This window comes from uncultured Enterococcus sp. (assembly GCF_913775425.1).
Lineage (GTDB): Bacteria > Bacillota > Bacilli > Lactobacillales > Enterococcaceae > Enterococcus_G.
On sequence record NZ_CAJYIS010000014.1, the window covers coordinates 1 to 16,537 of the forward strand.

The window sequence follows — 16,537 nt, forward strand, 5'->3', positions numbered from 1 at the left end:
TTCTGGATCTGGAACAAAATGGACTTCTGTTCCGTGTAATTGTGTTTCGCCAATTACTTTAAGATCCTCTACAACAGCACCACGTTGGTATTGTTGGTGATAAATTTTACCGTCTTTGTAGACTTTAACATCTAAAGTCGTTGACAATGCGTTGACCACTGAAGAACCAACTCCATGTAGTCCTCCAGATACTTTGTATCCGCCACCGCCAAATTTCCCACCAGCATGCAATACTGTAAATACTGTTTCCACAGCAGGACGTCCTGTTTTTGCTTGGATATCCACAGGAATCCCCCGACCATCATCTAACACAGTGATACTATTATCTTTTTCCACAACAACTTCAATCTTCGTTGCAAAACCTGCGAGTGCCTCGTCGATTGAGTTATCCACAATTTCCCAAACTAAGTGGTGTAGCCCTTCTGAACTCGTTGAGCCAATGTACATACCAGGTCGTTTACGAACTGCTTCTAATCCTTCAAGTACCTGAATTTGACTTGCATCATATTCCTTGGCACGTTCGACTAAATTTTTCTCTTCTTCCGTCATTACGCACTCTCTCCTTTTATCTTTCCTTGTTCAACATAGTAAATCATGGGTTCTACCGTCATCTTTTCTTTGACATGTTCCAGTGTCGTTGTTGTTAAAAACGTTTGGACTTTACCCTCGATTGCTTCTAGTAAATGCAGTTGTCTTGAATCGTCTAACTCACTCATCACATCATCTAGCAGTAGAATTGGATACTCACCAGTTTCTTCTTTCATCAAATCAATTTCTGCAAGTTTGACGCTCAAAGCCGTTGTTCGTTGTTGACCTTGCGATCCATATGTTTGGACATTCCGGCCATTAATAAAAAAAAGCAACTCATCTCGGTGAGGTCCTACGAGTGTGATTTGCCTAAATCGTTCATTCTGTTGAGTTTTCCCCAAAGCCTGTTGATAACTTTTGGCAATGGATTCTATTGTGGATTCTGTTGATAACTCGATTGACGAATCATAGGTGATAGTCAGCGTTTCTTTTTGTTGACTAATCGATTGATGCAATGTGTTCGCCCAGTACTCTAATTTTTTGACAAAATTCAATCGTTCATACAATACCTTACTGCCAAATTCGACTAACTGTTCTGTCAAAACCGTAAGATACAGTTCATCCGGTTTTTTCGTTTCGGCTAATTTTTTTAAGTAAAGATTACGTTGCTTTAAAATTTTTTGATACTGGACTAGATTATATAAATAAACAGGATTGATCTGACCAATCTCCATATCTAAAAACTTACGGCGTAGTTGTGGTGTTCCTTTTACTAAAGCTAAATCTTCTGGAGCAAACAAAATCACATTCATTTGACCCACATAAGAACTTAATTTTTTTTGTTCTAAATGATTGATTTTAGTTCTACGACCTTTTTTCGTAAAACGTACTTCTAGCAAGATATTATGGCTATTTTTTTCTATGTGGCCACTTATATTTGCCTCTTTTTTTTGCCATGATATTAATTCTTGTTCATGGGCAGTACGATGGCTTCTAGTCATCGCTAAAGCATAGATTGCTTCAAGTACATTTGTTTTTCCTTGCGCATTTTCACCTAGAAAAATCACCAGATCTTTCGTAAATGTCAATGCAAGTTGATCATAGTTTCTAAAATTTTGTAATTCAAGATTACTCAGTCTCATGTTGTCGATCCTGTGAGGCCATGAAATATGTACCATATTCTGGAATCTCAATCATCATACCGGCATACAACTTACGGCCACGGCGATTCTCAACTTCTCCATCTACAAATACTGTATGTTCAGCTAGGAACCATTTTGCTTGTCCACCACTGCTGATAATCGTCACTTCTTTTAACAATTGTCCAAGTGTCATATATTCTGATGTTAAAAAGATTTTTTCTCTCATTTTTTCCCTCGATTCTTCCACAAGACATATACCTCTATTATACTATTTTTTCACATATAAAACAAATTTCCCTATTTATTTTTGCTTTTAAGGCGACTTGTACCTTTTTTGATAGTTTTAAACCAAAATAAAAATCAAGGCTTAAAATGGAATTTAAACCTTGATTTAGTATAATTATTGTTTTCTATTCATTTTCAGATTATTTTCTAAAAATAAAATCTAATTAGTACGAACTGGTGTAATTAATTGGATGAATGCGCCATTACCTTCAGTTGGTTCTAAGGTAAACGGACGAATCGCTGAGATAAAACGAACTGAGATTGAAGTGTCTCCAAAAGCTTGTAAAGCTTTTTTCATATAGTCTGGATTAAATGAGATCTCTAAAGGATCCCCACTTACTCGCTCATAAGATAATACTTCTTCCACTCGACCTACTTCAGGTGAATTTCCATATAATACGACTTCATTAGCAGTGATCGATAATTTAACGATATTATTCCGTCCTTCATGCGACAGTAATGATGCACGGTCAATTGCTGCTTGCAGTGAGCGAACTGAAAAATCGATTTCGGTGTTAAAGCTATTTGGAATCAAACGATTGGTATCCGGATAGGTTCCTTCCAACAAACGAGAATAAAATTTAGTTGTAGCTGTTTCAAATAAAACTTGATTTTCCATAATACTGATCTCTACTGACTCTTCTGTTTCTCCTAAAGAACGAGATAATTCAGTTAAGCTTTTTCCAGGAATCACGATATCAAATTGATCATGTTCTGTTCCTAATGGAATGATTCGTTGACTTAGACGATGTGAATCTGTCGCAACAGCTAATAGTTGTTGTTCTTTTAATACCATATGAACTCCAGTTAGGATCGGACGACTTTCATGTTGTGAAACAGCAAAAACTGTTTCATTGATTAATTGATTTAAGATTTGAATTGGGACAGCTAATTGATTTGTTGTATCCACAACTGGAAGATGTGGATAATTATCAGCATCTAAGCCATTTACAGTAAAACTTGCTTTACCAGACGTAATTTCTACTTGATTGTTTTCAATGACATTCATTGTCACGAAATCTTCAGGTAATCTTTTGATGATCTCACTAAAGAAACGTGCTTGTAATACAATAGCTCCTGTTTCTTCGATAGTCATTTGGGCTTTTTCATTTTCTACACTTAAAAAAGTTTCGATTGAAATATCTGCATTGCTTCCTGTCAGGGTCAAACCATTATGAGTCAAACTCAATTTTACTCCAGTTAAAATTGGAATAGTCGTTTTGCTTGAAATGGCTCTTTGGACTTTTTGTAATTCTTGCATAAATGTTGGACGATGTAGAGTTAGTTTCATTTAGGTAAGCTCCTTTATATATATTTATTATTAAAAGAATAGTAATAGTAATAGGGCTGTGTATACTGTGGATAACTGTGGATAAGTCCACGTATAACAAGGGAAAGCTCTATTTTTACTTGTGGATAAGCTGTGTATAACTATGTGGATAAAAAAGGATTTGTCCACACTATCCCATAACGAGTTGTTTGAGTTCAGCCACTTCGCGTTCTAATATAGGATCATTTTTGATAAGTTGTTGGATTTTTTCGTGTGCATGGATAACTGTAGTATGATCTTTTCCACCAAATTCAGCACCGATTTTTGGTAACGAACTATCTGTTAGTTCCCTAGCAAGGTACATCGCGATTTGTCTCGGCAATACAATACTTTTAACCCGTTTTTTTCCTTTTAAGTCGGAAACAGGGATATTATAGTAGTTTGATACTTTTTCTTGAATTTTTAGAACAGAGGCTTGGCCGATCGGTTCTAATCCTTTTAGAGCTTTTAAAGCTTCGGCAGCTAAGCTAGTAGAAATATCAGCATTTTTCATGGTAGCAAAAGCTTGAACACGTACTAAGGCACCTTCTAATTCACGAATATTCGAATCAATTTGTCCGGCAATATAGCTTAGCGTATCATCGGGAATCTCTAGACGTTCAGCTTCGGCTTTTTTTCTTAAAATAGCGGTTCTCGTTTCCAGATCAGGTGGAGTGATATCAACAGATAATCCCCAAGCAAAACGTGAAACAAGACGTTCTGGTAAAGTTGGAATTTCATTTGGTAACCGATCACTGGTCAATACGATCTGTTTATTATTTAAATAAAGTTCTTCAAACGTATTAAAAAACTCTTCTTGTGTACCTTCTTTATTGACCAAAAATTGGATATCGTCTACTAATAGTAGATCGACCGTACGGTACTCTTCTCGAAATGATTCCATTTCTTTACGCTTGATTGAATTGATAAAGTCATTCGTAAAATTCTCACTACTGACGTATTTGATCTTTGCATCTGGTCTACGCTGTAACATTTGATGTCCGATGGCATGCATCAAATGGGTTTTTCCAAGGCCAACTCCACCATAGAAAAATAATGGATTATAAATGGATCCTGGATCTTCTGCAACTACCAAGGCAGCTGCATGAGCCATTTGATTTCCTTTTCCAATTACAAATGTATCAAAAGTATATTTAGGATTTAAAACAGATTGAGCTTCTAAGTAATCGTCTTTAGGTAATGGTTCTTCAGGAGTTTTTTCCGCGTATTTATTTGAGTCATCTGGTGTGACAAAAATCGGAAATAGTTCTTCTCCATTTAAGCGATATCCTGTTTCTAAAATCTGACCTGCTAAGTTTTTTTCCCAATAATTCTTGTGAAGCTCACTTGGAACTTCAATCATTAATTGATTTTTTTGAAAGGAAAGAGGTTGTGCGGTATCGACCCAAGTATTATAACTGACAAAATTCATTTCGTTTTTGTATCGTTCTTGAAGTTCTGCCCAGATCTCATCAAGAGATGTCATACTTGTGTACCTCCTTGTATAAAAATAAAAATAGATAGTCTAAATGTAGCATGAAAAATAAAACTTTTCCACAGAATGGAATAAAAAGATTCAGGATTTAGTCGATTTATCCACAAAATAAAAAAACTGTGGAAAGACTTTTACACACCTGTGAATAAAAGTTATCCACAGTTTTAAAATATCGTGGATAACTTTTAAAAAAAATAGACTATCCACAATGGTCTGTGGATAATATAGAGTATAATAGCAACTTTTAAAAGACTTTTCCACAGTTTTTTAACTAGCTGTGTAAAACTTTTCCACAGGGTGTGTATTTGTGGATAACCTGTGTATAACCCAGTGGATAACTTTTTTAAAAGTTTTTTTGATTTTTGAGTTATCCATAGGCTTTTGTTAAAATGTGGATGAAACTGTGGGTAACTTTCTACAAAGAATAACGAAGAATCAAGGTGAAGTGAATTATTTTTTTATTGACAAATCAGTAGTTCTTTCGGTATACTATCAAAGTATGTTTCTACATAATAGAACGAATAGAATTTCTATTTGGAGGTGAAATCATTGAAAAGAACGTATCAACCAAATAAACGTAAACGTCAAAAAGTTCACGGATTCCGTAAACGTATGAGCACAAAAAATGGACGTCGCGTCTTAACTAGCCGTCGTCGTAAAGGCAGAAAGGTTCTTTCTGCATAAGCCACTGAACCTCAGTGGTTTTTTTTATACCCATTTTTAAGGAAACCTAATGAAGAAAGACTTTGAAATATGGTATGATAACTGCGTGAGTATAATCAAAAAGAATGGATGAATTGAGGATGAGAAAGGCGTATCGAGTTAAAAAAGAACAAGAATTTCAAAAAGTATTCCATACAGGAAAATCGTTTGCGAATCGTAAATTTATTGTCTATATATTAGATAAACCCAATCAAAAACATTTTCGTGTGGGATTATCCGTTGGAAAAAAGGTAGGGAATGCTGTGCATCGTAATGCTGTAAAACGAAAAATCAGAGCAAGTGTCGCAGCTTTACAAGATGAAATTCGCTCAGACTTGGATTTTATCATCATTGCACGACCATCTACTGTCGATTTGCCCTCTCAAGAAGTATATTCGAATCTAAAACATGTATTCGCACTTGCAGGAATAATCAAGTAAGGGAGAGAAATCGTTTCGTGAAAAAAAGAAAGCGTCTACTATTAATGCTCAGTTTAGTTGCTATGGTTGTGTTGCTATCAGCTTGTGGAACCAGTGAGGTCTCAGCACAAAGTACTAATGTTTGGGATCGTTACATTGTGTATTACTTTGCGCAAGCTATCAAAGCCTTATCTTTTGGTAATGCTGGAATAGGGATCATTTTATTTACGATTATTATTCGAATCATCTTATTGCCATTGATGCATTTCCAAACGAAAAGCATGCGTAAGACCCAAGAATTACAACCGCGACTAAAGAAACTACAACAAGAGTACTCTGCTAAAGATATGCAAACACAGCAAAAATTACGTGAAGAAACACAACGATTATATGCTGAAAACAATGTAAATCCTTATATTGGTTGTTTGCCTCTAGTCATTCAAATGCCGATTTTAATGGCACTATGGCAATCGATCTCACGAGTACCAGCTTTGACTGAAGGCCATTTTTTATGGTTACAACTAGGTTCAAAAGACCCGTACTACATTTTACCTGTACTAGCAGCTATTTTCACTTTCGGAAGTACTTATTTATCAAGTATGAGCCAAGTCGAATCAAATGCTAGTCTAAAAATTATGAATGTAGTCATGCCTGCTATGATTTTATTCATGGGGATCAACTTAGCTAGTGGATTATCTTTATACTGGGTAGTATCAAATGGTTTCCAAGTTATCCAAACACTGATGATCAATAATCCTTTTGTGCTAAAACGAGAACGTGAAGAAGCTGCACGAGCAATCCGAGAAAAGGAACGTGCGATGCAACGAGCAAAAAACAATGCACTAGGAAAGAAAAAGAAAAAATAATGATTTAAACTTATAGAAAGGAGTTTTGAATATGCCGATGTTTACTGCAAGTACAGTCCAAAAGGCAATTGATTTAGGATTGAATACGTTAGGGATTACGAGAGAAGATGCCGTGATCGAAGTGCTTCAAGATGCGAAAAAAGGTCTTTTTGGTTTTGGAAAAAAAAATGCACAAGTCAGTATCGAGCCTAAAAGTATTTCGAAAAATTCCGAAATAGTCTCAAATGATCAGGTCATTGACTCAATAATTGATCCAAGTGAAGCAACCATGTTATCCACAAACTTATCCACAGAAGAAATCGAACCAGAGCAAGATAGTTTAGAAGAATTACGAGCATACTTAGAGATGATCGTAAAGCAGTTGGTTTTATCGGATGAGACGACGGTAACAGTAGAACGAAAAAAAGATGTGATCATGTATCAAATCAATACAACTAAACAAGGATTAGTCATTGGAAAACACGGGAAGACGCTAAATGCTATCCAATATTTAGCACAAGTCTTTTTACATCGTCAAAGCAAAGAAAAGCGCTCGATTGTTGTCAATGTAGGAGATTATCGTGAAAAACGTCAAGAAATCTTAGAACGTTTGGCCGAACGAACAGCGCAAAAAGTCATTCAAACCAAGCGTCCGATTTTTTTAGAACCAATGCCTGCATTTGAACGAAAGCAAATTCATGCTGTATTAAGTAAACATGATGCAGTTCAAACTCATTCTGAAGGTGATGAACCTTATCGATATCTTGTGATCGAGCTTAAAAAATAAAAGATTCATCATTGAAATAAAACGTCATTTTAGATCGAATTGACAAACTGCCTAATCCATCGTATGATTGGAAACGAAATCATTCTTATCACTTCCATTCGAAAAAGTGATAATAAAAAAGGATCCTTCTTTTAGAAGGGTCCTTTTTTTATCCACAAAGTTATCCACCGATTGTGGATTGTGTATATTGAACAACGGTACCATAAGCAAAAATCTCTAAAAAAGTAGTGCCATCAGGATGAACAACGTGATCGTGTTCAAAATGACAGTTGATTACAGCACTAGCACCATAAGAATACGCCTTTTCACGCAAGCGGTAAGAGATATTTTTCAATAAATCATTAGGATCCACAATAGGATCAAATAAATCGACCTCTAATTTTTCTGAAGCAAATACAATGTCACGTACAACGTAGGGTTTATTCACATTACCTGTGGATAAAACAATCTCATCAATGCGGCGATTTTCATCTTCTGAATAGTCATGGCGATGACGTAGTGAAATACTCATAATAAATTCCTCCTAAAAATAGATAAAAGTCTTTTGTCTTATTCTACTCTTTTTTATCCACTTGTGCAAAACTGAATAAGCAAAAATGAAAAGAAGTCTAACTTGTCAGAAAAGCAAAAATATGCTAAGCTATCCCCAGAATTAATGGACAGAAGCAGTCAAAGTGCAACGTTCACCTCTTGGGGTGGAGTGTGCACTTTTTTTGTGCGATGAAATAGAAAGTGAGGAAATAAAGTGGCAGAAATTACTCAAGAATTTGATACAATCGCAGCCATTTCAACACCACCAGGAGAAGGAGCGATTAGTATTGTTCGTTTAAGTGGTGATCAAGCTGTGGAAATCGCTGATCGCGTATTTCAAGCTGGGAATAAGCAACTAGCAGATGTTTCGAGTCATACGATCCATTATGGACATATCGTAGATCCTGTAGCAGATAAATTAGTAGATGAAGTAATGGTTTCTGTGATGCGTGCACCAAAGACATTCACTAGAGAAAATGTAGTCGAGATCAATTGTCATGGTGGGATTGTTGTGGTGAATCAATTGTTGCAATTATTGTTACGCCAAGGAGCACGGTTAGCCGAGCCAGGAGAATTTACCAAACGAGCTTTTTTAAATGGCCGTGTAGATTTATCGCAAGCAGAAGCGGTAATGGATTTGATTCGTGCTAAAACTGATAAAGCGATGAACTTAGCATTAAATCAACTAGATGGTAATCTATCACACTTGATTCGTGCTTTACGCCAAGAAATTTTAGAAACGCTTGCTCAAGTAGAAGTGAATATCGATTATCCTGAATATGACGATGTTGAGGAAATGACAACGCGTTTGTTATTAGAAAAAGCAATACAAGTCAAAGGCCAAATCGAAGACTTATTGCAAACAGCACAACAAGGAAAAATCTTACGTGAAGGTCTAGACACTGCGATTATTGGGCGCCCTAATGTAGGAAAATCGAGCCTTTTAAATCATTTATTGCGTGAAGAAAAAGCGATCGTAACAGATATTGCTGGGACAACGCGTGATGTGATCGAAGAATATGTCAATGTTCGTGGCGTGCCTTTAAAATTAGTCGATACTGCAGGGATTCGTGAAACTGAAGATATCGTAGAACGTATTGGTGTCGAACGAAGCCGTCAAGCTTTAGCTAAAGCCGATTTGATTTTACTAGTGCTCAATCAAAGTGAACCCTTGTCTAGTGAAGACGAGCAATTGATTGAAGTAACTAAAGATAGTAAACGTATCGTATTATTGAATAAAACGGATCTACCAAGTCGGTTAGATCGAGATGAGGTCCGTAATTTAGTAGGGGATTCGCCTTTATTTGAAGTATCTGTTTTAAATCAAAATGGATTAGATCGCTTGGAGCAAGCAATAGCTGATTTGTTCTTTGGTGGTCAAACTGCTGATAAAGACGCATCCTATGTTTCGAATACACGACATATCGCGCTTTTGGACCAAGCAGCACATTCATTAAGCGAAGTCATCCAAGGGATCGAAATGGGAATGCCTGTCGACCTAGTCCAAATCGATATGACACGTTGTTGGGATGCTTTAGGTGAAGTCGTGGGAGACAGTGTACAAGATGAATTGATTACACAATTGTTTAGCCAATTTTGTTTAGGAAAATAAAAGGAGAAAAATACATGCAAGAATATACAGCAGAATCTTTTGATGTGATTGTTGTTGGTGCTGGTCACGCAGGATCAGAAGCCGCATTAGCCGCTAGTCGAATGGGCAATAAAACGTTATTGATTACGATTAATTTAGATATGGTAGGATTTATGCCTTGTAATCCTTCTGTAGGAGGACCAGCTAAGGGAGTTGTTGTACGTGAAATCGACGCTCTAGGTGGTGAGATGGGACGTAATATCGATAAGACCTACATCCAAATGAGAATGTTGAACACTGGTAAAGGTCCGGCTGTCCGCGCATTACGTGCACAAGCTGATAAACATGAGTATTCATCTGAAATGAAACATACAATCGAACAAGAAGATAATCTTACCTTACGTCAGGGAATCGTTGAACGTTTGATTGTTGAAGATGGTGTGTGTAAAGGTGTAGTCACATCTACTGGAGCACGTTATGGCGCGAAAGCTGTTGTCATTACAGCAGGAACTGCTTTACGTGGTGAGATCATTATTGGCGAGTTAAAGTATTCATCAGGTCCCAATAATTCACAACCATCTGTTGGCCTAGCCGATCATTTACAAGAATTAGGGCTCGAAATTGCTCGCTTCAAGACCGGAACACCTCCACGAGTAAAATCAAGTACGATCGACTACTCTGTGACAGAAATCCAACCAGGTGATGAGGAACCCAATCATTTTAGTTTTATGACACCAGATAGCGCATATAAAATCGAACAAGAACCTTGTTGGTTGACGTATACAAATGAAGGTACACATGAGATCATTCAAGAAAATCTCCACCGTGCACCGATGTTTACCGGAATCGTGGAAGGTGTTGGCGCGCGTTATTGTCCGTCTATCGAAGATAAGATCGTGCGTTTTTCAGATAAACCACGCCATCAACTATTTTTAGAACCAGAAGGCTTAAATACAGAAGAGGTGTATGTTCAAGGGTTATCGACTTCACTTCCTGAAGATGTTCAGGTAAATATGTTGCGCTCGATTACCGGTTTAGAAAATGTTGAAATGATGCGGACTGGCTATGCAATTGAATATGATGTGGTCGTTCCTCATCAATTACGACCAACTTTAGAAACGAAAGTCATCGAAAACTTATATACTGCAGGTCAAACTAATGGTACTAGTGGCTATGAAGAAGCTGCTGGTCAAGGATTGATCGCCGGGATGAATGCAGCGTTAAAAGTCCAAGGAAAAGATCCTCTTGTATTAAAACGTAGTGACGGTTATATCGGTGTGATGATTGATGATTTAGTGACTAAAGGAACCAATGAACCTTATCGTTTATTGACTTCACGTGCTGAATATCGTTTGATTTTACGCCATGATAATGCGGATCTGCGGTTGACTGAAATGGGATATAAAGCGGGCTTAGTCAAAGAAGACCAATACCAAGCTTATCTAGCTAAAAAAGCTGCTGTTGAAGCAGAAATCGCACGTTTAAAAACGATTCGTTTGAAACCAACGAAAGAAGTACAAGCAGCTTTAGTTGCAGCAAATTCAGCTGAACTGAAAGATGGAATTTTGGCTTATGAATTATTGAAGCGTCCGGAAATTAGTTATGACGTGATTGTACCGTTTATTGAGAAAAATGAGGCATTAACGAAAAAAGAAATTGAACAAGTTGAAATCCAAATTAAGTATGAAGGCTATATCAATAAAGCCATGGAAAAAGTTGAGAAATTGAAACGAATGGAAGCAAAACGAATTCCAGAACATATCGATTATGCGGCGATCAACGGACTAGCTACTGAAGCAAAACAAAAATTACAAAAGATCCAACCAGAAACACTTGCCCAAGCTAGTCGAATCAGCGGAGTAAATCCAGCTGATCTAAGTATTCTAATGGTTTATATCGAACAAGGAAAGATTGCAAAAGTAACAAACTAATACAAAAAGAAGTAGTGATGGACTACTTCTTTTTTTGTCTGCTTTTGTCTGCTGATGAAGAAAGAATAAAGATATTTTATTCAGATAAGAGTGCTTTACGATTTGAAAAATGTTTCATGTGAAACAAAAAGTATCTTGTCAAAAAATATAATCTATGTTATTCTCTTCCATGCAACGTTTGTTGCGAACGAGAGAGGCGAGTATTATCTTTGACTTTAGCCAAACTTATTGCTGTTAGAAATTTTAACAGGTTTGAAGTAGTAAAGGGGCTTCCGCGCCCATTGAAGAGATAGCAATGTGCTATCGACTCAAATTTTTTGTGAATGTATCATTCACAAAGACGATCAGTGAGAATAGTAAAAGTCAAGATGTACTATAGAAAAGGCTCTAGCGTTCTACAATCCCATAGATATGATGATTGTATACAATTTATTTGTATCAATGGTCATGGGCTTATTTAGGTAGAATTTTTCAGCACACCACTATAGTTATAGTGGTGTGCTTTTTTGTATCACATTAGAGAAGGGCGGAGACAATGAAAGAGATAAACCAAAATCAAGCTCCAATTGTGGAGGCTTTGCATCAGTTACAAAAGCGCCGTGTTGTACCATTCGATGTTCCCGGGCATAAACGTGGCAAAGGAAGTGTCGAATTGACGCAGCTTTTTGGTGAAAAAGCGATTGCGATGGATGCCAATTCGATGAAACTGTTAGATAATTTGAGTCATCCGGTATCCGTTATCAGAGAAGCTGAAGAACTTGCAGCAAGAGCATTTTCAGCTGCACATGCATTTTTTATGGTCAATGGGACGACACAAGCTGTTCAAAATATGATTTATGCAACGGTCAAAGAAGGGGAAACGATTATTTTGCCACGTAATGTCCATAAGAGTGTGATCAATGCATTGATCATGTGTGGTGGCGTACCAGTCTATGTCGAAACACCTTTACAAAAGGAATTAGAAATTTCGACAGGTATGCCTTTGAATCTGGTTAAAGAAGCGATTGATCGCCACCCAGAAGCAAAAGCTATTTTGGTGAATAATCCGACCTATTATGGTATTTGTTCCGATTTAGTTCAAATTACGGAATATGCACATCAAGCAGGACTAAAAGTGTTGGTCGATGAGGCACATGGTACACATTTGTATTTTGGGAAAAACTTACCCATTGCTGCAATGCATGCAGGATGTGATATGGCAGCAGTTAGTATGCACAAATCAGGCGGATCATTAACGCAAAGTTCATTTTTATTGTGTAACGACGAATTGGATGGAGAATATGTACGCCAAATCATCAACCTAACGCAAACTACGAGTGCAAGTTATCTATTGATGGCAAGTTTAGACCTTTCAAGACAAACTTTAGCATTAAAAGGAGAAGAAATTTTCCAACGTGTATTAGATCTTGCGCAATATGCACGTGATGAAATCAATGAAATTGGGGACTATTATGCGTACTCGACCGAAGTGATCGATCGTAATGGCATTTATGACTTTGATCGGACGAAGCTAGTGATCCAAACGACAGGTTTAGGCTTAACTGGTTCTGAGGTCTATGATCTCTTGCGTGATGAATACAATATCCAGATTGAATTTGGCGATACAGCTAATATTTTGGCTTATATCTCAGTTGGAGATCGGATTGTGGATATTGAACGCTTAGTCGGCGCACTTTTAGAAATCCGTCGGCGTTTTAAAAAGCCTAAAAAAGATTTACTCGTGTTTGATATTGCCAATACGGAAGTCGTGATGACACCCAAACAAGCATTTTTTGCGGCTAAAGAGTCTTTATTACTCACGGATAGCATCGATCAAATAGCTGGGGAGATGGTCATGTGTTATCCACCAGGAATCCCGATCGTAGCACCTGGTGAAAAAATCACCTCACAAGTAATTGAACATATTTTATACGCAAAAGAAAAAGGTTGTTTTTTAATGGGAACAGAAGATCCAAAATTAAATACTATCCGTATAGTAAGGAAGTGAGTAAATGGATTTATGGTTATCTGATTATCATAACGAAGGAGTCAAATTATCGATCAAAGTCGAATCTCAGTTATATCAAGAACGCTCTGAGTATCAGCAAATCGATATTTTTGAATCAAATGAATTTGGTCGTATGCTCACATTAGACGGTCAACTGATTACAACAGACAAAGACGAATTTTTTTATAGTGAAATGATGGTCCATGTTGCAATGGCAACCAATAGTGAGATAAAAAAAGTTTTGGTTTTAGGTGGCTGTGATGGTGGGGTTTTAAAAGAATTAGAAAAATACGATACGATCACACAAATAGATGTCGTGGAGTTAGATGAACGCGTTATTGAAGTGAGTAAGCAGTATTTGGCTTACTCCAAACAAAGTTTTGCGGATTCTAGAGTACGCTTGTTTATTCAAGATGGGTTACGTTATGTCCGCGTGACAAAAGAAGTATACGATTTGATTATTGTTGACTCTGCCGATCCATTTGGTATTAATGAGAGTCTATTTACGAAAGAGTTTTACGGTAATTGTTATAAGGCACTTGCGGACAATGGGATTTTGATTAGTCAACAAGCTAATGGATTTTACCAAGAAGATTTAGAAGCTTTAGCGCATATTAGACGAACAGTAGCAAGCGTTTTTCCAATCAATGAAGTTTATATGACGAGTGTGCCAAGTTATGCAGCAGGATATTTATTGTTTGGATTTTCGAGTAAACAAATCGACCCGTTACTCGATTTAGACATCGCGTCATGGTCGAATAAGAACATCACGACCCATTTTTATAATCCTATGATTCATCAGGGCGCATTTTATTTACCAACTTATATAAAGGAGTTTTTAGAACATGAAACCAAATATTGAGACATTTATTGCTTGTGAAGCATCGTTTGAAGAAGCGACGACCGTATTATTTGGTGCACCATTCGATTCTACGACCTCATTTCGTCCAGGTACACGTTTTGCCAGTCGAGCGATTCGTGCCGACTCATTTGGTCTAGAGACTTATAGTCCTTATCAGGATAAAGATTTAGAAGATATCGCGGTTTTTGATGCAGGAGATTTAGAACTATCATTTGGTCGTGTCGATCTAGCATTAGCAGATATTAGACAGCAGACGGCAACGATTTTGGCAGCTAAAAAACGACCTTTTATGATTGGTGGCGAACATTTGGTGACATTAGGTGCCTTTGAAGCTGTCGTTGAGCGTCATCCTGATGTTCATGTTATCCAATTCGATGCACATACAGATTTACGTGATACGTATTTAGATGCTAAGTTGTCACATGCTACAGTGATTCGTCGTGTCCATGATTTGATTGGAGATGACAAAATCTATCAATTTGGGATTCGTTCAGGAGAGCGAGCAGAATTTGCTTTTGCTAAAGAGCACACACATTTACAAAAATTTGACTTTACAGGATTAACTGAAATCGTGGCACAACTAAAAGAAAAAGAGGTTCCAATTTACTTTACTTTAGATCTAGATGTTTTGGATCCAGCTGCCTTTCCAGGGACCGGAACTCCTGAAGCAGGTGGAGTGATGTTTCCAGATTTATTACAAGCAATTCTAGATATTTCAGTACTTCCGATCGTGGGGATCGATGTCAATGAATTGTCGCCGCAATATGACCTAAGCGGTGCATCAACAGCCTTAGCGGGTAAAATCATTCGTGAAATTTTATTAGCAACAAACTAAAAGGGGGATAAAATAATGGCAAAAGCATTAGTTATCGGCGCAGGTGGCGTCGCAGGGGTTACTGTACACAAGATCGTACAAAATCATGAGGTATTTGAGGAATTATGTATTGCTTCACGTACAGTATCAAAATGTGAGGCATTAAAAGCTGAATTAGACGGTAAAGGAACTGTGATTACTACCGCACAAGTCGATGCCGATAATGTAGAAGAATTAATCACACTGATTGAAAAGGTACAACCAGATATCGTGATCAATCTAGCATTGCCTTATCAAGATCTAACCATTATGGATGCTTGTTTAGCGACTAAAACGCATTACTTGGATACCGCAAACTATGAACCAGAAGATACTGCAAAATTTGAATATAAATGGCAATGGGAATACCGTGAGAAATTTGAAAAAGCAGGTATCACAGCCATTTTAGGTTCTGGATTTGATCCTGGTGTTACAGGAGTATTTTCAGCTTACGCACAAAAACATTACTTTGACGAAATCAATTATATCGACATTCTAGATTGTAATGCTGGTGATCATGGCTATCCATTTGCAACGAACTTCAATCCTGAAATCAATATTCGTGAAGTTTCAGCTAACGGAAGTTACTGGGAAGAAGGACAATGGATCGAAACGAAACCAATGGAAATCAAAAAAGTATATGATTTTCCTGAAGTGGGGCCAAAAGATATGTATCTTTTGCATCACGAGGAGTTAGAATCGTTAGCATTAAATATTAAAGGAATCAAACGGATTCGTTTCTTTATGACATTTGGTGAGAGTTATTTGACTCATTTGCGTAGCTTAGAAAATGTTGGCATGACCTCGATCGAACCGATTTTATATGAAGGCAAAGAAATCATTCCGCTACAATTTTTAAAAGCTGTTTTACCCGATCCAGCATCTTTAGGACCACGTACGAAAGGAAAAACCAATATTGGCTGTATCTATCGTGGGAAAAAAGATGGTAAAGAAGTCAATTATTATATCTATAATGTCTGTGATCATGAAGAATGTTATCGCGAAGTCGGTTCACAAGCTGTTTCTTATACTACGGGTGTTCCAGCAATGATCGGTGCGATGTTAGTGGTTCAAGGCTTATGGCAAAAACCTGGTGTCTTTAATGTTGAAGAAATGGATCCAGATCCATTTATGGAAGCCTTAAATGTATGGGGACTACCTTGGAAAGAAGATTTTGCGCCTGTTTTGGTGAGTGAATAATGACGATTTCTTGGCCGATAGAAGCTGTTCCGACACCTAGTTTTGTGGTCGAAGAGCAACTTTTACGAAA

The 16,537-nt window shown here is 37.2% G+C and carries 16 protein-coding genes; 10 read left to right on the forward strand and 6 right to left on the reverse strand.

What is annotated here, in order from left to right; genetic code table 11:
* From QZ413_RS01605 to dnaA, 5 genes are all read right to left on the reverse strand, one after another.
* On the reverse strand, positions 1-549 hold a 549-nt coding region (locus tag QZ413_RS01605; protein WP_297075533.1), incomplete at its 3' end, for an ATP-binding protein.
* Positions 549-1,670 (reverse strand): DNA replication/repair protein RecF, encoded by a 1,122-nt coding sequence (gene recF, locus QZ413_RS01610; RefSeq protein WP_297075536.1) that lies wholly within the window; start codon positions 1,668-1,670, stop codon positions 549-551. The genes QZ413_RS01605 and recF, both read right to left, overlap by 1 nt.
* Positions 1,657-1,896: a S4 domain-containing protein YaaA gene (gene yaaA / locus QZ413_RS01615; protein ID WP_297075541.1), complete on the reverse strand. Its 240-nt coding sequence runs from the start codon at positions 1,894-1,896 to the stop codon at positions 1,657-1,659. Before yaaA ends, recF begins: the two co-directional genes overlap by 14 nt.
* A 219-nt stretch (positions 1,897-2,115) precedes the next feature.
* Positions 2,116-3,246 (reverse strand): DNA polymerase III subunit beta, encoded by a 1,131-nt coding sequence (gene dnaN, locus QZ413_RS01620; RefSeq protein ID WP_297075544.1) that lies wholly within the window; start codon positions 3,244-3,246, stop codon positions 2,116-2,118.
* A 169-nt stretch (positions 3,247-3,415) separates the two neighbouring features.
* On the reverse strand, positions 3,416-4,750 hold the full coding sequence (gene dnaA, locus QZ413_RS01625; RefSeq protein WP_297075547.1) for a chromosomal replication initiator protein DnaA: 1,335 nt from the start codon (positions 4,748-4,750) through the stop codon (positions 3,416-3,418).
* A 558-nt stretch (positions 4,751-5,308) separates the two neighbouring features.
* On the opposite strand from dnaA, the gene rpmH reads away from it, so the two are divergent.
* From rpmH to jag, 4 genes are all read left to right on the forward strand, one after another.
* The gene (gene rpmH, locus QZ413_RS01630; RefSeq protein ID WP_035020523.1) at positions 5,309-5,443 is read left to right on the forward strand and encodes a 50S ribosomal protein L34; all 135 of its coding nucleotides are present in this window, start codon (positions 5,309-5,311) and stop codon (positions 5,441-5,443) included.
* Positions 5,444-5,562: 119 nt separating this feature from the next.
* Positions 5,563-5,901 (forward strand): ribonuclease P protein component, encoded by a 339-nt coding sequence (rnpA, locus tag QZ413_RS01635; RefSeq protein ID WP_297075552.1) that lies wholly within the window; start codon positions 5,563-5,565, stop codon positions 5,899-5,901.
* 17 nt (positions 5,902-5,918) lie between these two features.
* Positions 5,919-6,746, forward strand: coding sequence for a YidC/Oxa1 family membrane protein insertase (locus QZ413_RS01640; RefSeq protein WP_297075556.1), 828 nt, complete (start codon positions 5,919-5,921; stop codon positions 6,744-6,746).
* Positions 6,747-6,777: 31 nt separating this feature from the next.
* Positions 6,778-7,512, forward strand: a complete 735-nt coding sequence (gene jag / locus QZ413_RS01645; RefSeq protein ID WP_297075559.1) for an RNA-binding cell elongation regulator Jag/EloR — start codon at positions 6,778-6,780, stop codon at positions 7,510-7,512.
* Positions 7,513-7,672: 160 nt separating this feature from the next.
* Here the strand turns inward: jag and QZ413_RS01650 are convergent, their stop codons facing one another.
* Positions 7,673-8,023, reverse strand: a complete 351-nt coding sequence (locus QZ413_RS01650) for a heavy metal-binding domain-containing protein (RefSeq protein ID WP_297075561.1) — start codon at positions 8,021-8,023, stop codon at positions 7,673-7,675.
* Between the two features lie 234 nt (positions 8,024-8,257).
* Here QZ413_RS01650 and mnmE point away from each other — a divergent pair, with 234 nt between their 5' ends.
* From mnmE to QZ413_RS01680, 6 genes are all read left to right on the forward strand, one after another.
* Positions 8,258-9,655: a tRNA uridine-5-carboxymethylaminomethyl(34) synthesis GTPase MnmE gene (mnmE, locus tag QZ413_RS01655; protein WP_297075563.1), complete on the forward strand. Its 1,398-nt coding sequence runs from the start codon at positions 8,258-8,260 to the stop codon at positions 9,653-9,655.
* A gap of 14 nt (positions 9,656-9,669) precedes the next feature.
* Positions 9,670-11,565 carry a tRNA uridine-5-carboxymethylaminomethyl(34) synthesis enzyme MnmG gene (gene mnmG, locus QZ413_RS01660; RefSeq protein ID WP_297075565.1) on the forward strand — a complete coding sequence of 632 codons (1,896 nt, stop codon included), beginning with the start codon at positions 9,670-9,672 and terminating at the stop codon, positions 11,563-11,565.
* A 535-nt stretch (positions 11,566-12,100) separates the two neighbouring features.
* Positions 12,101-13,552 (forward strand): aminotransferase class I/II-fold pyridoxal phosphate-dependent enzyme, encoded by a 1,452-nt coding sequence (locus tag QZ413_RS01665; RefSeq protein WP_297075567.1) that lies wholly within the window; start codon positions 12,101-12,103, stop codon positions 13,550-13,552.
* 4 nt (positions 13,553-13,556) lie between these two features.
* Positions 13,557-14,414, forward strand: a complete 858-nt coding sequence (gene speE, locus QZ413_RS01670; RefSeq protein WP_297075568.1) for a polyamine aminopropyltransferase — start codon at positions 13,557-13,559, stop codon at positions 14,412-14,414.
* On the forward strand, positions 14,398-15,249 hold the full coding sequence (gene speB / locus QZ413_RS01675) for an agmatinase (protein ID WP_297075571.1): 852 nt from the start codon (positions 14,398-14,400) through the stop codon (positions 15,247-15,249). The genes speE and speB overlap by 17 nt, the downstream gene beginning before the upstream one ends.
* A 15-nt stretch (positions 15,250-15,264) precedes the next feature.
* A complete protein-coding gene (locus QZ413_RS01680) occupies positions 15,265-16,467 on the forward strand; it encodes a saccharopine dehydrogenase family protein (RefSeq protein ID WP_297075573.1) in 1,203 nt (400 codons plus the stop codon).
* The last annotated feature ends 70 nt before the right edge of the window (positions 16,468-16,537 follow it).